The organism is Alcaligenes sp. SJTW-7 (assembly GCF_047716895.1).
Taxonomy (GTDB): domain Bacteria; phylum Pseudomonadota; class Gammaproteobacteria; order Burkholderiales; family Burkholderiaceae_B; genus Alcaligenes; species Alcaligenes ammonioxydans.
Map to the genome: position 1 here is coordinate 3,662,281 of NZ_CP136682.1, position 24,185 is coordinate 3,686,465.

Consider the following 24,185-nt stretch of genomic DNA (forward strand, 5'->3'; position numbering starts at 1 on the left):
CTCTTAGCGAATGCCGCGCTGCTGCAACAAAGGCAGCACAGTATCACGGAAATACGGGAATTCCTGAACATAGTCCACAAAGGACAAGGTTGTTCCCCGGAAACCGGCCGCGTGCAGTGCACACAAACCATCAGCCACTTGCTCGGGCGTACCCACCAGCGGGAAGCCGCCATGACCGGCTGCCATACGTTCGCGAATCTGTTCCAGCAGCTCATGCGGGAAGGAGTGCGCATGGGCAAACTGCAGGCGCATCAGATTGTCGACCGCGCCATTGTCGATGTTGCCCATGATGCGCTCCCACTCAGCCTTGGCTTCAGCTTCGGTGGGACGGCACACCACATGCGAAAAGGTCATCACATCGACCTTGCGACCTTGCGACTCGCCCAACGCCTTCAGTTCAGCCACTTCCTTGGCGGAACGGTCCAGCTCCATGGCCGGGGTGAACAGGAAATTGGCATTACGACTGGCGAACTCACGTCCCTGACCGGAACCGGCAGCATTAAAGATAGGCGGGTCAAACTCAGGGCGAGGATTGCCATACACTCCCTTGGCCTGGAAATACTTGCCGTCCCAATCGAAACGGCCATCGTGGTGCCAGATCTTCTTGATCAGGTCGAACCATTCCTGAGCATAGCCATACCGGGTTTCATGATCGTCCGGCAACGTGACTCCCAAGGCGTCGTATTCAGGCTTGTTCCAGCCCGCCACAATATTTAGACCAACCCGATTGCCACTCATCTGCGCCATGGTGGCGATCTGTTTGGCAATCACCACGGGGTGGTTGGCAACGGTATGCACAGTGGCAAACACGCTGATATTGCGAGTGTTAGCCAGCAAGGCCGTCGCCCAGGTCACGGTTTCCAGCACATAACCATGAAAATCGGTTTCGCCGCCGTAACCGATCCAACGGGCAATGGGCAGCATGAAGTCGATGCCAGCCTCATCCAGCAGCTTGCCCAGCTTCAGATTGTTTTCCCAAGTAGCCTGCCAGCGATCCGGCAAGGTCGATACCGTCATGCCGCCGCCACAATTGGTGGCAAACGTACCCAGCAGAAACTTATCGTGTGTCAGCAATGTATTCTGTGCCATCGCCAGTCTCCTGAAAAATCGTCGTTCTTTGCAGCCCGCCACCATGGCAAAGCTGATATAGCGCAGATTTTAGGGAGCGGCCGTCAGCCCTACTATCGAATCACTGCGGGTTCTATCAATTGCCTGCAATTATTTGAACCATAAAGCGATACACAGCACCCATATCAGTAAAAACCCTTACATAACAGCGCCTTGCTGTCAATCGAAGCAGCGTTCTCCGTATCACGAAACCAGTAAGCAGGCCTTTACGCTGAACGTGTGATCAATGGGTTCAGGAATTTGAAAACAGTCTCGGAAAGCTTGCGAAGGCAGGCGGGGCACCGAATGAGCATCAGGCTGGGCCTCAAACTTCCTGGTCTAAAGGGGGGCTGCTGCGCGGGCAAACTAAAAACAAATACGGGTGAGGCCGGAACCCCATGCCCGCGTCTGGAACATCCAGAGCCTTCTTCTCAGGGTGCAAGAAAGACCGTGGGAATAAAAAAACGGACTCCTGAGAGTCCGTTTTCAATACTACGAGAGAAACAAGCGATGCTTATTCAGCAGCGGCTTCTTCCTGAACTTCTGGACGATCCACCAGCTCCATGAATGCCATAGGAGCGTTGTCGCCCTGACGGAAACCCATTTTCAGGATGCGGGTGTAGCCACCGTTACGCTCTTGGTAACGTGGGCCGAAAACTTCAAACAGCTTGGTCACTGCATCGCGGTCGCGCAGACGGGCGAAAGCCAGACGACGGTTTGCCAAGGTTGGGTTTTTAGCCAAAGTGATCAGGGGCTCAACCACGCGGCGCAGCTCTTTAGCTTTAGGCAGGGTGGTTTTGATGGCTTCGTGGGTCAGCAGGGACACGGACATGTTGCGGAACATGGCCAAACGGTGGCTGCTGGTACGATTCAGTTTACGTAGACCGTGACGGTGACGCATGATGATTTTCCTAAATAATGAATCTTAGTTGGCACGCCGCGTATGCGACATGCGTAAATCCGGCTCTTCTATCAGCTAAGCTGCGGACCAGATGGACAGCGCAAAACAATAGCACATTTTTAGCCGCCACCTACACTTTTTGCAGGTGTACCACACCAGAAAAAGTGTAAGCAGCGTCTAAGAAATGACTGTCTTGCTTACTACTTATGGACGCTCAAGACCCAGTGGCGGCCAGTTTTCGAGCTTCATGCCCAAAGTCAGACCACGTGCGGCCAACACTTCCTTGATTTCGTTCAAGGACTTGCGGCCCAGGTTTGGTGTCTTCAACAGTTCGTTTTCGGTACGCTGGATCAGATCGCCGATGTAGTAAATATTTTCGGCTTTCAGGCAGTTGGCGGAACGAACCGTCAGTTCCAGATCGTCGACAGGACGCAGCAACACGGGATCGATCTGTGGAGCGCCACGCACTGGAGCTTCGTAGGCATCGCCCACACCTTCCAGAGCAGCAAACACAGAGATCTGATCCATCAGGATACGAGCAGACTGGCGCACGGCTTCCTCGGGCGAGATCACGCCGTTGGTTTCGATGTCCAGAACCAGCTTGTCCAGGTCAGTACGCTGTTCCACACGGGCGTTTTCGACCGCGTAGCTCACACGACGCACGGGGCTGTAAGATGCGTCCAGCACGATACGACCGATCGTGTGGGTGCGATCATCGGCCAGGGCGCGCACGTTACCAGGAACGTAGCCACGGCCTTGCTCAACCTTGATTTGCATTTCCAGCTTGCCGTCGTCGGTCAAGGTGGCAATCACATGATTGGGGTTGATGATTTCAACGTCGTGCGGCAATTCAATGTCGCTGGCCAGAACTTGACCCGCGCCTTCTTTGCGCAGGATCAGCGTAACTTCTTCACGGCTGTGCAGCTTGAAGACCACGCCCTTCAGGTTCATCAAGATATCAACCACGTCCTCGCCCACGCCTGGCAGCGTGGAGTACTCGTGCACCACACCGGTAATCTGCACTTCAGTCGGTGCATAGCCGGTCATGGAGGACAGCAAGATACGACGCAGTGCGTTGCCCAGAGTGTGGCCGTAGCCGCGCTCGAAAGGCTCCATGATCACCTTGGCGTGATTTTTGCTGATCGGTTCAACTTCGATGGAACGGGGTTTCAAAAAACCTTGAGACATTCGATTTCCTTTTCAATACCCTCGGCTCGTTACACCGATAAGGCTGACGGAAACTGGCCTAAGCCAGCAGAAAGTATCGCAAAGCCCACTTGCCGAAAAACGGGAAGTGGGCCTGCTTTACTGCATTGTATAAGTGGTCTTCGCGTAAAAAATTAACGCGAGTACAACTCAACAACCAGCGATTCGTTAACGTCTTGAGCGACGTCAGCGCGGTCAGGAACTTGCTTGAACACGCCGGACAGCTTGGCAGCGTCCACTTCCACCCACTGAGGCAGGCCAATACCGGTCGCCAGTTCCAAGGATTCCTTGATACGGCTTTGGGATTTGGCTTTCTCACGCACGGCAACCACGTCACCGGCTTTGATCAGCATGGAAGCGATGTCAGCGGTGTGACCGTTGACTTCGATAGCACGGTGGTTAACCAGCTGGCGAGCTTCGGCACGTGTGGAGCCGAAACCCATGCGGTACACCACGTTGTCCAGACGCGATTCCAGCAATTGAATCAGCGTTTCACCGGTGTTGCCACGGCGGCGGTCAGCTTCAACGTAGTATTTGCGGAATTGCTTTTCCAGCACGCCGTACATGCGCTTGAGCTTTTGCTTTTCGCGCAGCTGCAGACCGAAGTCAGACGTACGGGCACCCGAGGTGCGGCCGTGCTGACCAGGACGCGATTCCAGTTTGCACTTGGAATCCAGCGAACGACGAGCGCTCTTCAAAAACAGATCGGTACCCTCGCGACGCGAGAGCTTGCATTTTGGTCCAATATAACGAGCCACTTCGCTTCCCCTTAGATGCGACGACGCTTGGGCGGACGGCAGCCGTTATGCGGAACCGGTGTGATGTCTGCAATGCTGGTGATCTTGATACCCAGAGCATTCAGAGCACGCACAGACGATTCACGGCCTGGACCGGGGCCCTTGATGCGAACTTCAAGATTTTTAATACCGTATTCCATGGCAGTACGGCCGGCTGTTTCAGCGGCAACCTGCGCGGCAAACGGCGTGGATTTACGCGAGCCTTTAAAGCCAGCGCCACCCGACGTAGCCCAGGACAATGCGTTGCCCTGACGGTCAGTAATGGTGATGATCGTGTTGTTAAAAGAAGCGTGGACGTGAGCAATCCCGTCCGACACGCTTTTTTTGACTTTCTTGCGTGCGCGTGAAGCGCTGCTAGAAGCTTTGGCCATCTTCTATTCCTCGATTATTTCTTCAGGGACGCGGCGGCGCGACGCGGACCTTTACGGGTGCGAGCGTTAGTGCGTGTACGTTGGCCGCGCACTGGCAGACCGCGACGATGACGCATGCCACGGTAAGTTCCCAAGTCAGCCAAACGCTTGATCGAGAGCTGAACTTCACGACGCAGGTCACCTTCAACGGTGAACAAGCCGATCTGTTCGCGAATGCGCTCGAGTTCCGCGTCGGTCAGATCTTTGACCTTCTTGGAGTATTCAATACCCGATGCTTCGCAAATCTTGCGAGCGCGGGTGCGACCGATGCCGAAAATCGCGGTAAGACCGATTTCGGCGTGTTGATGCGGCGGGATGTTAATGCCGGCAATACGGGCCATGGTTATTCCTTGTTAAATCGGTTGCGTTTCGGCAACTTAGCCTTGACGCTGCTTATGGCGTGGATCGGTGCAGATGACACGCACCACGCCATGACGTTTAATGATTTTGCAGTTGCGGCAGATCCGCTTTACTGATGCCATTACCTTCATGGTTTGACTCCTAGTTTCCTGTAACCGGCCGCTTATTTGGAGCGGAACACAATTCGTGCTCGGGATAGATCATAGGGCGTGAGCTCCACAGTGACCTTATCGCCCGGCAGAATCCGGATATAGTGCATACGCATTTTGCCTGAAATGTATCCGAGCACTACGTGACCATTTTCCAGCTTGACGCGAAAAGTTGCGTTGGGAAGGTTCTCAAGAACCTGTCCCTGCATTTGAATGACGTCGTCCTTTGCCATTTTCGTGAATTACCGCATCGGCAAGCTCGAGCCTTTGAAGTTAGCCTTCTTGAGCAGCGAGTCGTATTGTTGTGACATGACATAGGCCTGGGCCTGCGCCATGAAGTCCATGGTTACTACAACAATAATCAGCAAGGATGTGCCGCCAAAATAGAACGGTACATTCCAGCGCATTTGCAAGAACTCTGGTACCAGACACACCAAGGTAATATAGATCGCACCGGCCAAGGTCAAACGCATCAAGATCTTGTCGATATAACGCGCTGTTTGGTCACCGGGACGAATACCTGGTACGAAAGCTCCACTCTTTTTCAGGTTGTCTGCAGTTTCGCGGCTGTTAAACACCAGGGCCGTGTAGAAAAAGCAGAACAAGATGATCAGCGCGGAGAACAAAGTAATGTAAAGCGGCTGACGCGGCGACAAAGCAGCCTCGATTTCACGCAACCAACCCAAACCGGGCGTGCTGGAGAACCAATTAGCAATTGTCGCTGGCAACAGAATGATGGACGAAGCGAAGATCGGAGGGATCACGCCAGCCATGTTCAGTTTCAGCGGCAAATGCGAGCTTTGACCACCATAGATACGGTTGCCTACTTGCCGTTTGGCGTAGTTCACCGTGATACGACGCTGACCACGCTCGACAAAGACGACGAAGTACGTGACGGCGGCTACTAAAACGAGGATAAACAGTGCCGATAGAATCGACATGGAATCCGTACGCACCAGATCAAGCATACCGCCCAAAGCATTAGGCAGACCCGCTACGATACCGGCGAAGATCAGTATGGAAATACCATTGCCCAATCCACGTTCAGTAATCTGCTCACCGAGCCACATGACGAACATGGTGCCAGTGACCAGTGTTACCACTGTCGTGAAGCGAAACAGCATCCCTGGGTCGATAACCAGACCGGGCTGCGATTCTAGAGCGATGGAAATCCCAACTCCCTGGAACAAAGCCAAAAAGACCGTTCCGTAACGGGTGTATTGCGTGATCTTGCGACGACCCGACTCACCCTCTTTCTTGATTGCTTCCAGCGTGGGCACCACAGCGGTCATCAATTGCATGATGATGGACGCAGAGATGTAGGGCATGATTCCCAGTGCGAACACTGAGAATCGCTCTAAAGCACCACCGGAGAACATATTAAACAAACCCAGAATACCACTCTGGTTTTGAGTAAACAGTTCGGACAAGGCATCAGGATTGATGCCTGGTACCGGAATGTGCGTACCCAAGCGGTAGACAATCAGGGCGAGCAACAGGAAAACGAGACGACGTTTTAAATCGCCGTAGCGCGGACCCGACTTACTCTGTGCCTGAGCTTTTGCCACCGTGACCCCTTTTTATTCCAGCGAGCCGCCGGCTGCTTCGATCGCGGCGCGAGCGCCGGCCGTTGCATTAATGCCTTTCAGCGCAACTTTACGGGAAAGCTCACCGGACTTGATGACTTTAGCGTAACGCACCATTTGGCCAACCACGCCAGCCTGCTTCAGTGCCTGGACGTCGATAACTTCGGCATCCATTTTTTGCAGTTCGGACAGACGTACTTCTGCGTACAGGTGGTCGTCCAGGGTGGTGAAACCACGCTTGGGCAAACGACGTTGCAAAGGCATTTGACCGCCTTCGAAACCGACTTTATGAAAACCACCCGAGCGCGATTTCTGGCCTTTATGACCACGTCCGCCGGTTTTACCCAAGCCGGAACCGACACCGCGACCAACACGGCGTGCTGCGTGTTTGGCGCCAGCGGCGGGCTTGAGATTGTTCAATTGCAATTCAGACATCCCGATTCCTTTCAGGCTTCCGAGACCGTAACCAGATAATCCACCTTGCGGATCATCCCACGAACCTCAGGAGTATCAACCAATACACGGCTGGTGTTGACTCGGCGCAGACCCAGGCCGCGAACGGTGTCGCGGTGGCTTTGCTTTGTGCCGATGACCGAACGCACCAACGTAACTTTGATTTGTTTCTGTGCCATGACTTACCCCAGAATTTCTTCAACTGTCTTGCCGCGCTTGGCAGCAATGTCAGCAGGTGTCGAGCAAGCACGCAAACCGTTCAATGTAGCGCGAACCATGTTGTATGGGTTGCTGGAACCCAGGCTCTTGGCTACGACGTTGCGCACGCCCATCACTTCGAAGATAGCGCGCATTGGGCCACCGGCGATAACACCAGTACCTTCAGCTGCGGGAGAGATCAGAACGGTGGCTGCACCGTGCTTACCAACTACGGTGTGATGCAAGGTGCCGTTTTTCAGAGGCACTTTGATCAGGCCGCGACGGGCCTGTTCCATTGCCTTCTGAACAGCAACGGGTACTTCGCGGGCTTTGCCCTTACCCATGCCGATACGACCATCGCCGTCACCGACCACGGCCAGCGAAGCAAAGCTCATGGTGCGACCACCCTTAACCACTTTGCTGACGCGGTTGACCGCAATCATTTTTTCTTTCAGGCCATCATCGCGCTCTTGCTCTGGAGCCTGTCTGCCTTGTGCTTTAGCCATTTGATAATTCCTTTAGAATTTCAAGCCGGCTTCACGCGCGGCCTCGGCCAGCGCTTTCACGCGGCCATGGTAACGGAAGCCCGAGCGGTCGAAAGCAACCGTCTCGATGCCCGCAGCCTTCGCCTTTTCGGCGACGCGCTTGCCAACCAGGCTGGCTGCCGCTACGTTGCTGCCAACGGCCAATTCTTTGCGAACTTCGCTCTCGACAGTGGAAGCACTGACCAGAACGCGGTCGCCTTCGGGCGAGATGATGCTCGCGTAAATATGCGTATTCGTGCGATGCACCGACAGGCGGTGTACGCGCAGTTCGGCGATCTTGCGGCGAGTAGCCACTGCACGACGCATACGGGATTGTTTCTTGTCCATGATTCGTCCTTGCCTGCGGGCTTATTTCTTCTTGGTTTCCTTGAGGATGACGCGTTCGCCGACGTAACGTACACCCTTGCCTTTGTAAGGCTCTGGTGGACGATAGCCACGAATTTCAGCGGCAACCTGACCAACCACCTGTTTGTTCGAGCCCTTGATCACGATTTCAGTCGGAGTAGGACACTCGGCTTTGATGCCTTCAGGCAGGTCGTGCACGATGTCGTGCGAGAAACCCAGTTGCAACTTCAAGGCATTACCCTGGACGGAGGCACGGAAACCCACGCCAACCAGACTCAGCTTGCGTTCGAAACCGGCGCTCACGCCAACAACCATGTTGTTGACCAGTTGGCGCACGGTGCCGGACATTGCGTTTGCGTGACGAGTTTCGTTCGCAGCGGCAAAAGACAGCTGACCGTCTTGAAGTTCGATGGTGACGTCGCCAGTCAGAGATTGAACCAAAGTGCCCAGAGGGCCTTTGACAGTGATCTGATCAGCGGCAATAGTCGTTTCTACGCCCTTGGGCAAGGAAACGGGATACTTAGCGATACGTGACATATGATGTTCTCCTTATGCCACGTAGCACAGCACTTCGCCACCGACGCCAGCTGCACGTGCTTTGCGATCGGTCATCACGCCGCGAGACGTGGACACGATGGCAACACCCAAGCCGTTCATGACTTGAGGGATGCTTGTGCTGCTTTTGTAGATGCGCAGTCCAGGACGCGAAACGCGGTCGATGCGCTCGATGACTGGCTGGCCGGCATAGTATTTCAGGGTGACTTCCAGTTCTGGCTTGGCTTTTTCGCCAACGATACGGAAATCTTCGATGTAGCCTTCGTCTTTCAGCACAGCAGCAATAGCTGCTTTCAGCTTCGAGGAGGGCATGCTAACCGATGTCTTGTTGACCATTTGCGCGTTACGCACGCGGGTCAACATATCGGCGATTGGATCGCTCATGCTCATGTGTATTTCTCCTACCAGCTGGCCTTGGTCATACCGGGGATCTCGCCGCGCATTGCCATTTCGCGCACTTTATGGCGAGTCAAACCGAATTTCTTGAAAACACCACGGGGGCGACCGGTGATAACGCAACGGTTGCGTTGACGGGTCGGGTTCGCGTTGCGTGGCAATTGTTGCAACTGCAAACGAGCCTCGTAGCGCTCTTCGTCAGACTTGGACTGGTCGTCAATGATCGCTTTCAGTGCTGCACGCTTGGCGGCGAATTTCTCAGCCAGCTTGGCGCGCTTGATGTCGCGATTGATGAGGGAAAGTTTAGCCACGTTGCGCCCCTTAGTTGCGGAACGGGAAGCTGAACGCGCTAAGCAGCGCCTTGGCCTCTTCGTCCGTCTTGGCAGTTGTAGTGATGCTGATGTTCAGACCACGCACTGCGTCGATTTTGTCGTACTCGATTTCGGGGAAAATGATTTGCTCTTTAACCCCCATGTTGTAGTTGCCACGGCCGTCAAACGCACGACCCGACACACCACGGAAGTCACGTACGCGTGGCAGAGCCACAGCGACCAGACGATCCAGGAATTCGTACATGCGTTGACCGCGCAGGGTCACCATACAACCGATCGGGTAATCTTCGCGAATCTTAAAACCGGCAATAGCTTTGCGGGTTTTCGTGATAACGGGTTTTTGACCAGCAATTTTGGTCATGTCCGATACCGCGTTCTCGATAATCTTCTTGTCAGCAACCGCTTCCGAGACACCCATGTTCAGAGTGATCTTGGTGATGCGCGGTACTTCCATGATGCTCTTGTACTCGAACTGCTTTTGCAGGTCGGCAACCACTTTTTCGCGGTAGAAATCTTGTAAACGTGCCATGTTATCCGCCCCTTAAGCCTTGGCGCCAACGGCCTTGCCGCTGGAACGATAAACACGCGTTTTCTGACCGTCGATCACCTGGATACCAACGCGGTCGCCCTTGCCGGTTTCTGGGTTGAACAGTGCAACGTTCGAGATGTGGATAGGCATGGTCTTGTCGACGATACCACCCTGCGTGCCAGCCATAGGATTGGCTTTAACGTGTTTTTTGACTACGTTGATGCCTTCCACGATAACGTGGTCTGCATCGACGCGTTGCAGTACTGTGCCACGGCGTTTTTTATCACGGCCGGTCAGCACAATAACTTCGTCGCCTTTACGAATTTTTTGCATTTTTTCGCGCTCCTTACAGCACTTCGGGAGCCAAGGACACGATCTTCATGAACTTCTCGGTACGCAGTTCACGCGTAACGGGTCCGAAGATACGGGTGCCGATGGGTTCCAGCTTGGCATTGAGCAATACGGCAGCATTGCCACCGAAACGAATCAGCGAACCGTCTTTACGGCGCACGCCCTTAGCGGTACGAACCACTACAGCGTTGTAGATTTCGCCTTTTTTGACGCGTCCGCGCGGGGCCGCTTCTTTAACGGTAACTTTGATGATGTCACCAATTGCGGCATAACGGCGCTTCGAGCCGCCCAGCACCTTGATGCACATTACGGAACGCGCACCTGTGTTGTCGGCCACGTCCAGCGTGGTCTGCATTTGAATCATGATTTTTCCTGTTCCAACTTAATTGCAACGATCCAGCCAAAATGACTGGGTCACACAACCAGTTTTGGTCCCGTCAGATTCGGATCCAGCCAGTTCGATACCGTAAACCCGATCTCGATCTGGTCCGGCAAGCCGAACCCTAGGTTGAAATCTTGCGAGAGACAAAACGTTGTATTACCAACTTCAATCCGGATAGGCGACTAAAGCCTCTCCGGTCAAAATAAAGAGGTAAGCCACATATACTAGCAAATAAGCCCCAGAAAAACAAGGATTTATTTGCTAAGGCCTTGGCAGCACGGCGTTTTCGCGCAACAACTCGTCCAGTTGGGCGCTATTGCTGGCACGTGTAACCCGACGCAAGCCAATACCCAGTTCCTGCAAGCTTTGCAGAAACGCCATCAGCAAATGACGTCCTCCCACCTCAGCCTGCAAGGTCTGTGCCCGTTCGTCATCCAGAACGATGTACTTGAGGGCCATCATGTGCAACCACAAAATGGATTCGGGCTGCTCCAGAACGCGACGCAAGCCAAACTGCACGCCCAAAGGACGCAACTTATCCACAAACGCGACCGTTTCCGCATCGTGTTCACTGAGACAGTAGGCATCCAGTTCAATGATCAGACGCTGGGCCTTGTCACCCGTCTTGGACAGCACATCGGCCACCTGCTGCGCAAAGTCCGGCTTGACCACGGAGGCCCATGACACTCGCACGCTCAGACTGCCTTCATGCGTGGCCAGCCAGTCGCTGGCCAATTGCATGGTACGCAAATCACATTGCGCCGAAAGACCCAGGCGCACCGCCACGGGAATGAAGAGATAAGCGGGCAAACTGGCCTGCCCTGGCTGCTCGGGCAGCAAGTTCAGGGTGGCATCGTAAATCTGGCCTGCCTGACCCCAGACTTCGACACCCGGTTTCACGCTCAGCTCAATACGCCCCTGCTCCAGGCCGCGTTCAATGCGTGAATGCCACTCCTGCTCGCCGATTGAAGAACCCGCCTCGTGATGCCCCCCTTCCGAAGGTCGGTACTCCACCTCCTGGTGCCCCGCCCCTTCAGCGCGCATCAGCGCATTATCCAGGCGTGTCATCACAGCGCTGAGCGAATCGTGAGCCTCATAGTTCGTCATCGCCATGGACCAGCGACACAGGCTGCCGTCCGGCAAGGGTTGGCGCAATTCCTGCAAGGCCGTGCGTAGCTCCTGGGCAAAACCCATCACCTGAGGGCCCGTCTGCCCCTTGAGCAGCACAATAAAGTCAGAGCCATTCAAGCGCGCCAGATCACCCACGTCCATACCATTTTCCCGCAACAGCTCAGCGCAACGCTGGGTCACCAATTTCAACCAGGCATCCACTGCATCGCGCGACAAGGAGGTATTCAATGGCAACAAATCTCGCTGTCGAAACAGCAAGACATGACCACCCTGCTCTTGCTGCAGCACTTGCCGGAACAGATTGACAAAGTACTTACGGTTAGCCAGACCAGTGACGGGGTCGCAATTGAGCTCCAGCTGCAACTGTTCGATCCGGGCATTTTGTTCCTGACTGCTGACCCGTATCCGCTTTTGCACGGTACTTAAAGTATGGGCGACCTCTTCCAACTCAGGAATGAGACGTACTTTCTTGCGACCGGGCGCAGAGTCACTTTGATCCATCTGCTGCAATTCGAACTGCACATGGTCACGCAAGGCCCGACGCAACCAGGCCATGACCATCAATACAAACACGCCCCACGCAATCCCAGCGCCCAGCACCAGCAAGGTCACGCGCACAAAGCTTTTCCATAAACTGGCGCGGGCATACTCATCGGCAGGCTTGACCTCAACCGTACCAATCTGGTTCCAGCCATTACTGACATGCGCTAGCGCCACAGGCACCTCAATGGGCAAGGAGTTGGCAAACCATGCCGGTGAGGACGTGCTGACCTGCGTTTCCTGCTGCGTGCTGCGCTCAACCAATACGGCGTTGGCGGTATCAGAGAAGCGGATACGCTCAAACTGCCCGGTGTCGTACAAAGCAGCAATCAACAGCTCTTGGGTGACCGGGTCCTGGTTGCTGGGCTGCGACAAGGTCAAGGCCAGCGAAGTCGCCGCCGACTCTGCCTGGGCCTGCAACTGGCTGCTCAGGTATTGACGTGCCGAATCGACGCTAAACCACAGCGTGCCCACCAAAATAGCAAGAATCGCGCACGAGACACTTAGCAGTAGCTGTTTAAGTAAAGACATAGCGCTTCCGTATATTCCATAAATTCTTGTCTAGTCCGCCTTGAAAGGCCACCCTGGTCGTTGTTTCTGATCGGCGCCCCGACCCGCACAGCCTGGGGCTCATCATCATGGCACAAAGCCTTCCTTACGCATTTTGTCCAGCAAGCCACGCCAACGACTGATGCTGTCTACCGAGCCCTTTTGGGCATTACCGACATACACGCCTTGCGAGTTAAAACTGAACACAGGCGTTAAATCGGGACGCTGGCTGGCGGGACGGATCGAGCCGCTTAAGTTGTCCAGCAGCAAAGGCTCGGACTGCGGCGTAGGGTAATAGCCCAACACCATATGGGCAATGCTTTGGCCACCCACTTGCGCCCTGACATAAATCAATCGGAGTTTTTCATTGGGCACACCCAGATGCAACAAGGAAAAATATTTGCCAATCACAAAGTCTTCACAATCAGCGGCCCCTTTTCCCAGAGTCTCGACGGGGGTTGCCCAATAATCGAGTTGTCCCCAAATATGGATGTCCTCACCTGCCATTGCCGTCATGTTCCAGAAATCATTGACGGCATCGAGCTGGCGGCGCTCGCTTAAGCCCCGCGCAGACTCCAGATTAGCCATCCACCGGTCAATCGCTGTTCCGGCCCGGGCACCAAAGCGGGCGACCGCCGTCTGTCGAATCTTGCTGGCCTCGAACTGCAAGGCTGGCACTGACAAAGGCAGCCACACTCCAACCAGCAGTGTGACCAGCACAAGCAGCGCAACCCTAGATCGAAGAAAAAGGCGTAGCCAGGCAAAAGACAAGAACACGTCAGTCCCAAATAAGCAAACCCTTATAACGGCCTTACAGCTTGCCTATTTAGCGAGAGCCTGGCAATTGCCATAACACCTGAATACCGCATCGGCAGCGTATTTCGGACGCAAAATCAGTCTACCTGCCCCGTCATACTATCGAATCAGGAAGCAAGTCGGCAAACCGGTCGGACGACCACGCACAGACAGGCATACAAAAGGATCTGAAGCGACCAGGGGCTTCATCCCGTCTGATTTCACTGGCTGATTCGCTCGATACTCCAGGATCATAGGCAGAAAAGTCAGACATCTGCTATTGGCGCTGACGACAAGCCACAGACAAAAAACCCCACAAACCCATGCGGATTTGTGGGGCGTAGCGCTATCGATGAGATAGCGCCGTGTCAGCTAACGATTTAGAAATCGGATGACTTCAAAGTACCGTCTTTCAGCGAGTTGGCAATTTGGGCTGCCTTCTCTGCGTCAAAGGCGATATTGTCCAGAATGATCTTCTGATCAATCTGACCGTTGCCTTGAGAGCTGATACCGATCTCCATCTTGCCGCTATCCGAACGGCCTACCGTCAAGTACTGGCTCAAATCACCATTATTGAGGTTATGGCCCGACAACAGATCGGTGATATCCAGCGTATCGGTGCCGGAGTCACCGAAGTCCATCACGTAATCCACAGCCGGCTTGCTGACAGTGCCTTCATCCCCCTTGTTCCACACGAAGGTGTCATTGCCCTCGCCGCCGAACAGGATGTCGTCACCCGCACCGCCGATCAGGGTGTCGGTGCCACCTTGGCCGTACAGGATGTCATTGCCTTTACCGCCATCCAGCGTATCGTCGCCGCCACGCTGGTCACCTGCCACATTAAAGGCGGTGTGATTCTGCTTGATGTACTCGTACAACTCAACGCCGGTTGCGGGTGTACCGCCGTTTTTCATCTGCAGGAACACTTCCAGTGCCTTCAGGCCGGAACCTTCTGGCAGATTATCCGGACGACCACCCACTTCATCCCATGGCAAGACGGAACCATCGGTGTTAATCGTGTCACCGAAGATGATGTCATTACCATCACCGCCCAGAATGGTGTCATTACCTACTGGTGCTGGATCGTTCGTTACCGAACCACCCTTCAGGGCAGCATCCAGGTCTTCCTTGGTATTGACGATGTCGACCTTGTTAACCTCTGTCCAATCCTGAGGATTGCCGGAGGACAACAGCGTTACGTCATCAATGTAGACCTTGTAGTTACTGCTGCTGGAACGATCGTCCACCAGGAACTCGAAGCGGTATTGGCCTTCGCCCACGGGCTTGGTCGTGATGGTGCCGGAGCTACCTGGACGACCGCCTTCCTGCACAACTTCCCAGTTACCTGTCTTCTCGTTGTACTTCTGCAACTGCCACTTAAACACATCTTGGCTGTTACGACCGTCTTCCGAGTAATAAAAGCTCAGTTTGCCGTAGTGTCCAGCAGCCACAGTCATGCCTGGGCCACGAATCGTCGTAGAGGTATCGTTCCCCTTGCTGTAAGTATCGGTAATTTCCAGACGCTTGTCGGCTTCCCAGCGCTGATTCCATGGCCAGCCTACATATTTACCCAAATCTTTGACTTGGACTGTGCCTTGACCATTAACCTTAGCCCAACCGTCGTGACGGCCATTCTCAAAGTCAGTAACGGCCCGGGTACCACCTAACACATCAATGACCTCGGTACCGGTATTGTCATACTTACGCAGAATATCCACGCTGACATCATTACCAATACCGACAGCGTAAACCTTGCTGCCTGAAGAACTCACCAGGCTGTCATACGCACTCTTACCACGCGCATCAGCAGTGGCGTCGTAACTATTGCCAGCACCCTGTGCATTACCATACTGAGTAGGATTCCCGTCAGTCAGGAAGTAGGTGACGTTTTCATACGCGTTGCCGTTCTTGTCCACAGCAGGCGCATCGCTCGTCTTGAACCATGCTTCGGCCGCTTTAAAGGCGGCTTCATAGTTGGTACCACCCTGCTTCGCACTCCAGTCCGCGTTGTAACCGTTCAAGGTGTCGATCGAATTGATCAGGCTCAACAAATCAGCATGAGTCAGATCCTTAAATATCATAGGCTGATCCGCGTAGGTACCAAAGCCGATGATGCTCAGGTTCACCGTACCACCTTCGTGGTTGGCCAGGCTGGTAGCCAACGTCGTCAGCGCAGCCTTGAGCAACTGCATACGGTTCAGACCATCCGTACCAGAGGCTTCCTTCATGCTGTTGGAACGGTCAACCAGAATGGCAATGTTGTAGCTCTGCCCATGAACGATATTTTCCTGGACACCGCCGCGGTCACCAATAATGACATCATCACCCACGCCACCGTTCGGGTTGCCACCGCCGTTACCGTCAACAATCAGTTGATCCAAATCCAGGGTGTAAGCACCTGAATCTTCTGCGGACGCGCTGTTGCCAGCGGAGTCTGTGATCGTTACTTTGGCATCAACCTTATCGTTATTCAGCAGATCCTTCACAGGCACAGGAATCTTGAAGGTCAAGTCGCTACCAACGGTGCCGGGGTACTCCTTACCGCCAATCGTCAGAATAACGGTGTCGCCAGGTTGAACATCCTTGCCAACCGTACCGGTCATATTGATCGTACCTGTACCATCACCTGCCTCATCGTGATCAATCACATTGTTGCCTGCGATCGGGTCCAAAGTGATCTCAGCCTCGGGCGGCGTGGTCTGGACATCAAACTCTACGACATCATCCGCTTCGTACGCATTACCGTACTGATCCTTACCCGTCACCTCGGCCGTGATATCGCCCGGCTGCAGATCTTTCACCGCATCGGCAGGCACCGTCACACTCCAGGTGTTACCTGGCTGCACGGTCGCGGGGTACTCTTTACCGCCAATCGTCACGACAACAGCATCGCCTGCTTTCGCGGCACCGCCCACGCTACCGGTGATCGTCTGCTCAACCTTGGACTCGTCCTGATTCAGAACACCGTCAACAAACGGCTGATCAATCTCGATCGTGGCCACTGGCGTCTCGGTCTGAACATCATAGTCACGGCTCGTATCGGCGTCGTACGCATTACCGTACTGATCCTTACCCGTCACCTCGGCCGTGATATCGCCCGGCTGCAGATCTTTCACCGCATCGGCAGGCACCGTCACACTCCAGGTGTTACCTGGCTGCACGGTCGCGGGGTATTCTTTACCGCCAATCGTCACGACAACAGCATCGCCTGCTTTCGCGGCACCGCCCACGCTACCGGTGATCGTCTGCTCAACCTTGGACTCGTCCTGATTCAGAACACCGTCAACAAACGGCTGATCAATCTCGATCGTGGCCACGGGCGTCTCGGTCTGAACATCATAGTCACGGCTCGTATCGGCGTCGTACGCATTACCGTACTGATCCTTACCCGTCACCTCGGCCGTGATATCGCCCGGCTGCAGATCTTTCACCGCATCGGCAGGCACCGTCACACTCCAGGTGTTACCTGGCTGCACGGTCGCGGGGTACTCTTTACCGCCAATCGTCACGACAACAGCATCGCCTGCTTTCGCGGCACCGCCCACGCTACCGGTGATCGTCTGCTCAACCTTGGACTCGTCCTGATTCAGAACACCGTCAACAAACGGCTGATCAATCTCGATCGTGGCCACGGGCGTCTCGGTCTGAACATCATAGTCACGGCTCGTATCGGCGTCATACGCATTACCGTACTGATCCTTACCCGTCACCTCGGCCGTGATATCGCCCGGCTGCAGATCTTTCACCGCATCGGCAGGCACCGTCACACTCCAGGTGTTACCTGGCTGCACGGTCGCGGGGTACTCTTTACCGCCAATCGTCACGACAACAGCATCGCCTACTTGTGCGGCACCGCCCACGCTACCGGTGATCGTCTGCTCAACCTTGGACTCGTCCTGATTCAGAACACCGTCAACAAACGGCTGATCAATCTCGATCGTGGCCACGGGCGTCTCGGTCTGAACATCATAGTCACGGCTCGTATCGGCGTCGTACGCATTACCGTACTGATCCTTACCCGTCACCTCGGCCGTGATATCGCCCGGCTGCAGATCTTTCACCGCATCGGCAGGCACCGTCACACTCCAGGTGTTACCTGGCTGCACGGTCGCGGGGTACTCTTTACCGCCAATCGTCACGACAACAGCATCGCCTACTTGTGCGGCACCGCCCACGCTACCGGTGATCGTCTGCTCAACCTTGGACTCGTCCTGATTCAGAACACCGTCAACAAACGGCTGATCAATCTCGATCGTGGCCACGGGCGTCTCGGTCTGAACATCATAGTCACGGCTCGTATCGGCGTCGTACGCATTACCGTACTGATCCTTACCCGTCACCTCGGCCGTGATATCGCCCGGCTGCAGATCTTTCACCGCATCGGCAGGCACCGTCACACTCCAGGTGTTACCTGGCTGCACGGTCGCGGGGTACTCTTTACCGCCAATCGTCACGACAACCGCATCGCCTGCTTTCGCGGCACCGCCCACGCTACCGGTGATCGTCTGCTCAACCTTGGACTCGTCCTGATTCAGAACACCGTCAACAAACGGCTGATCAATCTCGATCGTGGCCACGGGCGTCTCGGTCTGAACATCATAGTCACGGCTCGTATCGGCGTCGTACGCATTACCGTACTGATCCTTACCCGTCACCTCGGCCGTGATATCGCCCGGCTGCAGATCTTTCACCGCATCGGCAGGCACCGTCACACTCCAGGTGTTACCTGGCTGCACGGTCGCGGGGTACTCTTTACCGCCAATCGTCACGACAACAGCATCGCCTACTTGTGCGGCACCGCCCACGCTACCGGTGATCGTCTGCTCAACCTTGGACTCGTCCTGATTCAGAACACCGTCAACAAACGGCTGATCAATCTCGATCGTGGCCACGGGCGTCTCGGTCTGAACATCATAGTCACGGCTCGTATCGGCGTCGTACGCATTACCGTACTGATCCTTACCCGTCACCTCGGCCGTGATATCGCCCGGCTGCAGATCTTTCACCGCATCGGCAGGCACCGTCACACTCCAGGTGTTACCTGGCTGCACGGTCGCGGGGTACTCTTTACCGCCAATCGTCACGACAACCGCATCGCCTGCTTTCGCGGCACCGCCCACGCTACCGGTGATCGTCTGCTCAACCTTGGACTCGTCCTGATTCAGAACACCGTCAACAAACGGCTGATCAATCTCGATCGTGGCCACTGGCGTCTCGGTCTGAACATCATAGTCACGGCTCGTATCGGCGTCGTACGCATTACCGTACTGATCCTTACCCGTCACCTCGGCCGTGATATCGCCCGGCTGCAGATCTTTCACCGCATCGGCAGGCACCGTCACACTCCAGGTGTTACCTGGCTGCACGGTCGCGGGGTATTCTTTACCGCCAATCGTCACGACAACCGCATCGCCTGCTTTCGCGGCACCGCCCACGCTACCGGTGATCGTCTGCTCAACCTTGGACTCGTCCTGATTCAGAACACCGTCAACAAACGGCTGATCAATCTCGATCGTGGCCACGGGCGTCTCGGTCTGAACATCATAGTCACGGCTCGTATCGGCGTCGTACGCATTACCGTACTGATCCTTACCCGTCACCTCGGCCGTGATATCGCCCGGCTGCAGATCTTTCACCGCATCGGCAGGCACCGTCACACTCCAGGTGTTACCTGGCTGCACGGTCGCGGGGTACTCTTTACCGCCAATCGTCACGACAACCGCATCGCCTGCTTTCGCGGCACCGCCCACGCTACCGGTGATCGTCTGCTCAACCTTGGACTCGTCCTGATTCAGAACACCGTCAACAAACGGCTGATCAATCTCGATCGTGGCCACGGGCGTCTCGGTCTGAACATCATAGTCACGGCTCGTATCGGCGTCGTACGCATTACCGTACTGATCCTTACCCGTCACCTCGGCCGTGATATCGCCCGGCTGCAGATCTTTCACCGCATCGGCAGGCACCGTCACACTCCAGGTGTTACCTGGCTGCACGGTCGCGGGGTACTCTTTACCGCCAATCGTCACGACAACAGCATCGCCTGCTTTCGCGGCACCGCCCACGCTACCGGTGATCGTCTGCTCAACCTTGGACTCGTCCTGATTCAGAACACCGTCAACAAACGGCTGATCAATCTCGATCGTGGCCACGGGCGTCTCGGTCTGAACATCATAGTCACGGCTCGTATCGGCGTCATACGCATTACCGTACTGATCCTTACCCGTCACCTCGGCCGTGATATCGCCCGGCTGCAGATCTTTCACCGCATCGGCAGGCACCGTCACACTCCAGGTGTTACCTGGCTGCACGGTCGCGGGGTACTCTTTACCGCCAATCGTCACGACAACCGCATCGCCTGCTTTCGCGGCACCGCCCACGCTACCGGTGATCGTCTGCTCAACCTTGGACTCGTCCTGATTCAGAACACCGTCAACAAACGGCTGATCAATCTCGATCGTGGCCACGGGCGTCTCGGTCTGAACATCATAGTCACGGCTCGTATCGGCGTCGTACGCATTACCGTACTGATCCTTACCCGTCACCTCGGCCGTGATATCGCCCGGCTGCAGATCTTTCACCGCATCGGCAGGCACCGTCACACTCCAGGTGTTACCTGGCTGCACGGTCGCGGGGTACTCTTTACCGCCAATCGTCACGACAACAGCATCGCCTGCTTTCGCGGCACCGCCCACGCTACCGGTGATCGTCTGCTCAACCTTGGACTCGTCCTGATTCAGAACACCGTCAACAAACGGCTGATCAATCTCGATCGTGGCCACGGGCGTCTCGGTCTGAACATCATAGTCACGGCTCGTATCGGCGTCGTACGCATTACCGTACTGATCCTTACCCGTCACCTCGGCCGTGATATCGCCCGGCTGCAGATCTTTCACCGCATCGGCAGGCACCGTCACACTCCAGGTGTTACCTGGCTGCACGGTCGCGGGGTACTCTTTACCGCCAATCGTCACGACAACAGCATCGCCTACTTGTGCGGCACCGCCCACGCTACCGGTGATCGTCTGCTCAACCTTGGACTCGTCCTGATTCAGAACACCGTCAACAAACGGCTGATCAATCTCGATCGTGGCCACGGGCGTCTCGGTCTGAACATCATAGTCACGGCTCGTATCGGCGTCGTACGCATTACCGTACTGATCCTTACCCGTCACCTCGGCCGTGATATCGCCCGGCTGCAGATCTTTCACCGCATCGGCAGGCACCGTCACACTCCAGGTGTTACCTGGCTGCACGGTCGCGGGGTACTCTTTACCGCCAATCGTCACGACAACAGCATCGCCTACTTGTGCGGCACCGCCCACGCTACCGGTGATCGTCTGCTCAACCTTGGACTCGTCCTGATTCAGAACACCGTCAACAAACGGCTGATCAATCTCGATCGTGGCCACGGGCGTCTCGGTCTGAACATCATAGTCACGGCTCGTATCGGCGTCGTACGCATTACCGTACTGATCCTTACCCGTCACCTCGGCCGTGATATCGCCCGGCTGCAGATCTTTCACCGCATCGGCAGGCACCGTCACACTCCAGGTGTTACCTGGCTGCACGGTCGCGGGGTACTCTTTACCGCCAATCGTCACGACAACCGCATCGCCTGCTTTCGCGGCACCGCCCACGCTACCGGTGATCGTCTGCTCAACCTTGGACTCGTCCTGATTCAGAACACCGTCAACAAACGGCTGATCAATCTCGATCGTGGCCACTGGCGTCTCGGTCTGAACATCATAGTCACGGCTCGTATCGGCGTCGTACGCATTACCGTACTGATCCTTACCCGTCACCTCGGCCGTGATATCGCCCGGCTGCAGATCTTTCACCGCATCGGCAGGCACCGTCACACTCCAGGTGTTACCTGGCTGCACGGTCGCGGGGTACTCTTTACCGCCAATCGTCACGACAACAGCATCGCCTGCTTTCGCGGCACCGCCCACGCTACCGGTGATCGTCTGCTCAACCTTGGACTCGTCCTGATTCAGAACACCGTCAACAAACGGCTGATCAATCTCGATCGTGGCCACGGGCGTCTCGGTCTGAACATCATAGTCACGGCTCGTATCGGCGTCGTACGCATTACCGTACTGATCCTTACCCGTCACCTCGGCCGTGATATCGCCCGGCTGCAGATCTTTCACCGCATCGGCAGGCACCGTCACACTCCAGGTGTTACCTGGCTGCACGGTCGCGGGGTACTCTTTACCGCCAATCGTCACGACAACAGCATCGCCTGCTTTCGCGGCACCGCCCACGCTACCGGTGATCGTCTGCTCAACCTTGGACTCGTCCTGATTCAGAACACCGTCAACAAACGGCTGATCAATCTCGATCGTGGCCACGGGCGTCTCGGTCTGAACATCATAGTCACGGCTCGTATCGGCGTCATACGCATTACCGTACTGATCCTTACCCGTCACCTCGGCCGTGATATCGCCCGGCTGCAGATCTTTCACCGCATCGGCAGGCACCGTCACACTCCAGGTGTTACCTGGCTGCACGGTCGCGGGGTATTCTTTACCGCCAATCGTCACGACAACAGCATCGCCTGCTTTCGCGGCACCGCCCACGCTACCGGTGATCGTCTGCTCAACCTTGGACTCGTCCTGATTCAGAACACCGTCAACAAACGGCTGATCAATCTCGATCGTGGCCACTGGCGTCTCGGTCTGAACATCATAGTCACGGCTCGTATCGGCGTCATACGCATTACCGTACTGATCCTTACCCGTCACCTCGGCCGTGATATCGCCCGGCTGCAGATCTTTCACCGCATCGGCAGGCACCGTCACACTCCAGGTGTTACCTGGCTGCACGGTCGCGGGGTACTCTTTACCGCCAATCGTCACGACAACAGCATCGCCTGCTTTCGCGGCACCGCCCACGCTACCGGTGATCGTCTGCTCAACCTTGGACTCGTCCTGATTCAGAACACCGTCAACAAACGGCTGATCAATCTCGATCGTGGCCACGGGCGTCTCGGTCTGAACATCATAGTCACGCTCAGTACCCACGGTAACAGTGTTCCCTGCGTCGTCCGTGGTGGTGACCTTGGCCTCAACCTTGTCGTTGTTGACCAGCTCGGAGCCTGGAACGTCCACGTTCCAGGTCTTACCGTCCGGATTAACCGTGGTTTCGTATTCTTTGCCGCCAACCGTAACGGTGACTTTGTCACCGGGTTTAACGTCTTTACCAACCGTACCGGTGATCGTGACGTCACCGCCCGATTCATCCTTGTTGATCACATCGTCATCCGTAATCGGATCAATCGTGATCTCGGCTTCAGGAGATGTGACGTCTACGCCGTAAGGCTTCTCGTCAGTCGCAGTTGTCGTGTTCCCTGCGTCGTCCGTGGTGGTGACCTTGGCCTCAACCTTGTCGTTGTTGACCAGCTCGGAGCCAGGAACGTCCACGCTCCAGGTCTTACCGTCCGGATTAACCGTGGTTTCGTATTCTTTGCCGCCAACCGTAACGGTGACTTTGTCACCCGGTTTAACGTCTTTACCAACGGTGCCAGTGATGGTTACGTCGCCGTCAGACTCCTCTTTATTAACCACGCCGTCGCCCGTGATGGGGTCGAGCGTGATTTCAGCCTCGGGAGGCAGAGTGTCAACCGTCGTCGTGTCCTGACCGCCGTTACCAGGGGTCCCAGCTTCGTTGGTGTAGCTGCCATCAGGCACTGTGATGGTAATGTCGCCTTCGTAGTTCGGTGGAGGAACCAGCGTACCCGTCCAGTTTTTTGGATCATTGTTATCGGGCGTCAGGCCTTCAATGCGACCGCCGCCAGTGACCACAATGTCTCCAACATCGAAGCCAAATGGCACTTCAGTGAAGGTGAAGGTAACCGTGCCGTCATCATTGATCTTGACCGTAACAGAGGGAGGAACCAGGGGGCCGGCTTCCTCTTCGCCTGTACCGCTGTAACCGCCCAAGCGCACGTTTTCAACAGTGGGCACGCCAGGACGTGGATATTCCAACGCCAAGGGACGGGTAGTTTCCACAATGCTGACCAGACGGGTAAAGCTGCTGCCACCGCCTTCGCCACCACCGGTCAAGACCGCAGCGGTAGGATCAAGTTGGGAAAATGGGTCATCGCCGGCTTCCAAAGCGGCCAACACAGCCGTAATGGCTGGATCGTCGGGATTGGCCAAGGCGGCTGCAACAGGGTCTACATCCGTTTCTGCAATATCGCCGCTCACCAGGAAGGAGCGGTTGTCAGAAATAGTCATGGGCGGGCTGCCCGGAATTTCTAGTTCAACGGTCGCACCGGTCTCGGTGATGATCTCGGCATTCACAGGGACGCGCATCCCTTCTTTAACAGCTACTTTGGAGCCATCGCTGGTACGAATCCATGCCGTACCTTCAACTCGTGTCACTAAAACTGTATCCAGTGCCATGACTGTCTGATTCCTAAAAAAAGACTGCCGCAACGCAGCAGTCAGAAATGGACTTTCTTTGTTTAGAGAATAGCGAGTTGGGTCGCTACTCGGTATTGGCGTCGCCGCCAGTTCGCTGTTTTATTTATAGTTATTGACTGAACTTAACAATGCGAA

General features: G+C 55.5%; 22 protein-coding genes. All 22 read right to left on the minus strand.

Translation table 11 applies throughout. From position 1 onward, the window contains the following. Positions 1–3: 3 nt before the first annotated feature. The 22 genes from RSQ48_RS16590 to RSQ48_RS16695 all read right to left on the minus strand — a co-directional run bounded on the left by RSQ48_RS16590 (position 4) and on the right by RSQ48_RS16695 (position 24,029). On the minus strand, positions 4–1,089 hold the full coding sequence (locus RSQ48_RS16590; RefSeq protein ID WP_003805331.1) for an LLM class flavin-dependent oxidoreductase: 1,086 nt from the start codon (positions 1,087–1,089) through the stop codon (positions 4–6). Positions 1,090–1,621: 532 nt separating this feature from the next. Then, on the minus strand, positions 1,622–2,008 hold the full coding sequence (gene rplQ / locus RSQ48_RS16595; protein ID WP_003805334.1) for a 50S ribosomal protein L17: 387 nt from the start codon (positions 2,006–2,008) through the stop codon (positions 1,622–1,624). A 204-nt stretch (positions 2,009–2,212) separates the two neighbouring features. Next, a complete protein-coding gene (locus tag RSQ48_RS16600; RefSeq protein ID WP_003805337.1) occupies positions 2,213–3,196 on the minus strand; it encodes a DNA-directed RNA polymerase subunit alpha in 984 nt (327 codons plus the stop codon). A gap of 152 nt (positions 3,197–3,348) precedes the next feature. Beyond that, a complete protein-coding gene (rpsD, locus tag RSQ48_RS16605; RefSeq protein WP_003805341.1) occupies positions 3,349–3,972 on the minus strand; it encodes a 30S ribosomal protein S4 in 624 nt (207 codons plus the stop codon). Positions 3,973–3,983: 11 nt separating this feature from the next. Next, positions 3,984–4,382 (minus strand): 30S ribosomal protein S11, encoded by a 399-nt coding sequence (gene rpsK / locus RSQ48_RS16610; protein WP_003805343.1) that lies wholly within the window; start codon positions 4,380–4,382, stop codon positions 3,984–3,986. A 14-nt stretch (positions 4,383–4,396) separates the two neighbouring features. Continuing rightward, on the minus strand, positions 4,397–4,762 hold the full coding sequence (gene rpsM, locus RSQ48_RS16615; RefSeq protein ID WP_003805346.1) for a 30S ribosomal protein S13: 366 nt from the start codon (positions 4,760–4,762) through the stop codon (positions 4,397–4,399). 36 nt (positions 4,763–4,798) lie between these two features. Further along, on the minus strand, positions 4,799–4,912 hold the full coding sequence (gene rpmJ / locus RSQ48_RS16620) for a 50S ribosomal protein L36 (protein WP_003805360.1): 114 nt from the start codon (positions 4,910–4,912) through the stop codon (positions 4,799–4,801). Positions 4,913–4,944: 32 nt separating this feature from the next. Beyond that, positions 4,945–5,163: a translation initiation factor IF-1 gene (infA, locus tag RSQ48_RS16625; protein ID WP_003805361.1), complete on the minus strand. Its 219-nt coding sequence runs from the start codon at positions 5,161–5,163 to the stop codon at positions 4,945–4,947. Positions 5,164–5,172: 9 nt separating this feature from the next. Continuing rightward, on the minus strand, positions 5,173–6,498 hold the full coding sequence (gene secY / locus RSQ48_RS16630) for a preprotein translocase subunit SecY (protein ID WP_003805363.1): 1,326 nt from the start codon (positions 6,496–6,498) through the stop codon (positions 5,173–5,175). 12 nt (positions 6,499–6,510) lie between these two features. Beyond that, positions 6,511–6,951, minus strand: a complete 441-nt coding sequence (rplO, locus tag RSQ48_RS16635; protein WP_022983333.1) for a 50S ribosomal protein L15 — start codon at positions 6,949–6,951, stop codon at positions 6,511–6,513. Positions 6,952–6,962: 11 nt separating this feature from the next. Beyond that, the gene (rpmD, locus tag RSQ48_RS16640; protein WP_003805366.1) at positions 6,963–7,148 is read right to left on the minus strand and encodes a 50S ribosomal protein L30; all 186 of its coding nucleotides are present in this window, start codon (positions 7,146–7,148) and stop codon (positions 6,963–6,965) included. 3 nt (positions 7,149–7,151) lie between these two features. Then, positions 7,152–7,673 (minus strand): 30S ribosomal protein S5, encoded by a 522-nt coding sequence (gene rpsE / locus RSQ48_RS16645; protein ID WP_003805367.1) that lies wholly within the window; start codon positions 7,671–7,673, stop codon positions 7,152–7,154. A gap of 12 nt (positions 7,674–7,685) precedes the next feature. After that, a complete protein-coding gene (gene rplR / locus RSQ48_RS16650; RefSeq protein WP_003805368.1) occupies positions 7,686–8,039 on the minus strand; it encodes a 50S ribosomal protein L18 in 354 nt (117 codons plus the stop codon). A gap of 21 nt (positions 8,040–8,060) precedes the next feature. Further along, positions 8,061–8,594: a 50S ribosomal protein L6 gene (rplF, locus tag RSQ48_RS16655; RefSeq protein WP_003805369.1), complete on the minus strand. Its 534-nt coding sequence runs from the start codon at positions 8,592–8,594 to the stop codon at positions 8,061–8,063. 12 nt (positions 8,595–8,606) lie between these two features. After that, the gene (rpsH, locus tag RSQ48_RS16660; RefSeq protein WP_003805370.1) at positions 8,607–9,002 is read right to left on the minus strand and encodes a 30S ribosomal protein S8; all 396 of its coding nucleotides are present in this window, start codon (positions 9,000–9,002) and stop codon (positions 8,607–8,609) included. A gap of 11 nt (positions 9,003–9,013) precedes the next feature. Continuing rightward, the gene (gene rpsN / locus RSQ48_RS16665) at positions 9,014–9,319 is read right to left on the minus strand and encodes a 30S ribosomal protein S14 (protein WP_003805371.1); all 306 of its coding nucleotides are present in this window, start codon (positions 9,317–9,319) and stop codon (positions 9,014–9,016) included. Between the two features lie 10 nt (positions 9,320–9,329). Continuing rightward, positions 9,330–9,869 carry a 50S ribosomal protein L5 gene (rplE, locus tag RSQ48_RS16670; protein WP_003805372.1) on the minus strand — a complete coding sequence of 180 codons (540 nt, stop codon included), beginning with the start codon at positions 9,867–9,869 and terminating at the stop codon, positions 9,330–9,332. A 12-nt stretch (positions 9,870–9,881) separates the two neighbouring features. Further along, entirely contained in the window at positions 9,882–10,202 is a 321-nt protein-coding gene (gene rplX / locus RSQ48_RS16675) for a 50S ribosomal protein L24 (RefSeq protein ID WP_003805373.1), read from the minus strand. 13 nt (positions 10,203–10,215) lie between these two features. Beyond that, complete coding sequence (gene rplN / locus RSQ48_RS16680) at positions 10,216–10,584, minus strand: 50S ribosomal protein L14 (RefSeq protein ID WP_003805375.1); 369 nt, start codon at positions 10,582–10,584, stop codon at positions 10,216–10,218. Between the two features lie 279 nt (positions 10,585–10,863). After that, complete coding sequence (locus RSQ48_RS16685; RefSeq protein ID WP_131071089.1) at positions 10,864–12,804, minus strand: LapD/MoxY N-terminal periplasmic domain-containing protein; 1,941 nt, start codon at positions 12,802–12,804, stop codon at positions 10,864–10,866. Between the two features lie 105 nt (positions 12,805–12,909). Beyond that, entirely contained in the window at positions 12,910–13,542 is a 633-nt protein-coding gene (locus RSQ48_RS16690) for a transglutaminase-like cysteine peptidase (protein WP_219235345.1), read from the minus strand. Between the two features lie 455 nt (positions 13,543–13,997). Then, a complete protein-coding gene (locus RSQ48_RS16695) occupies positions 13,998–24,029 on the minus strand; it encodes a retention module-containing protein (protein ID WP_415301998.1) in 10,032 nt (3,343 codons plus the stop codon). Positions 24,030–24,185: the final 156 nt, after the last annotated feature.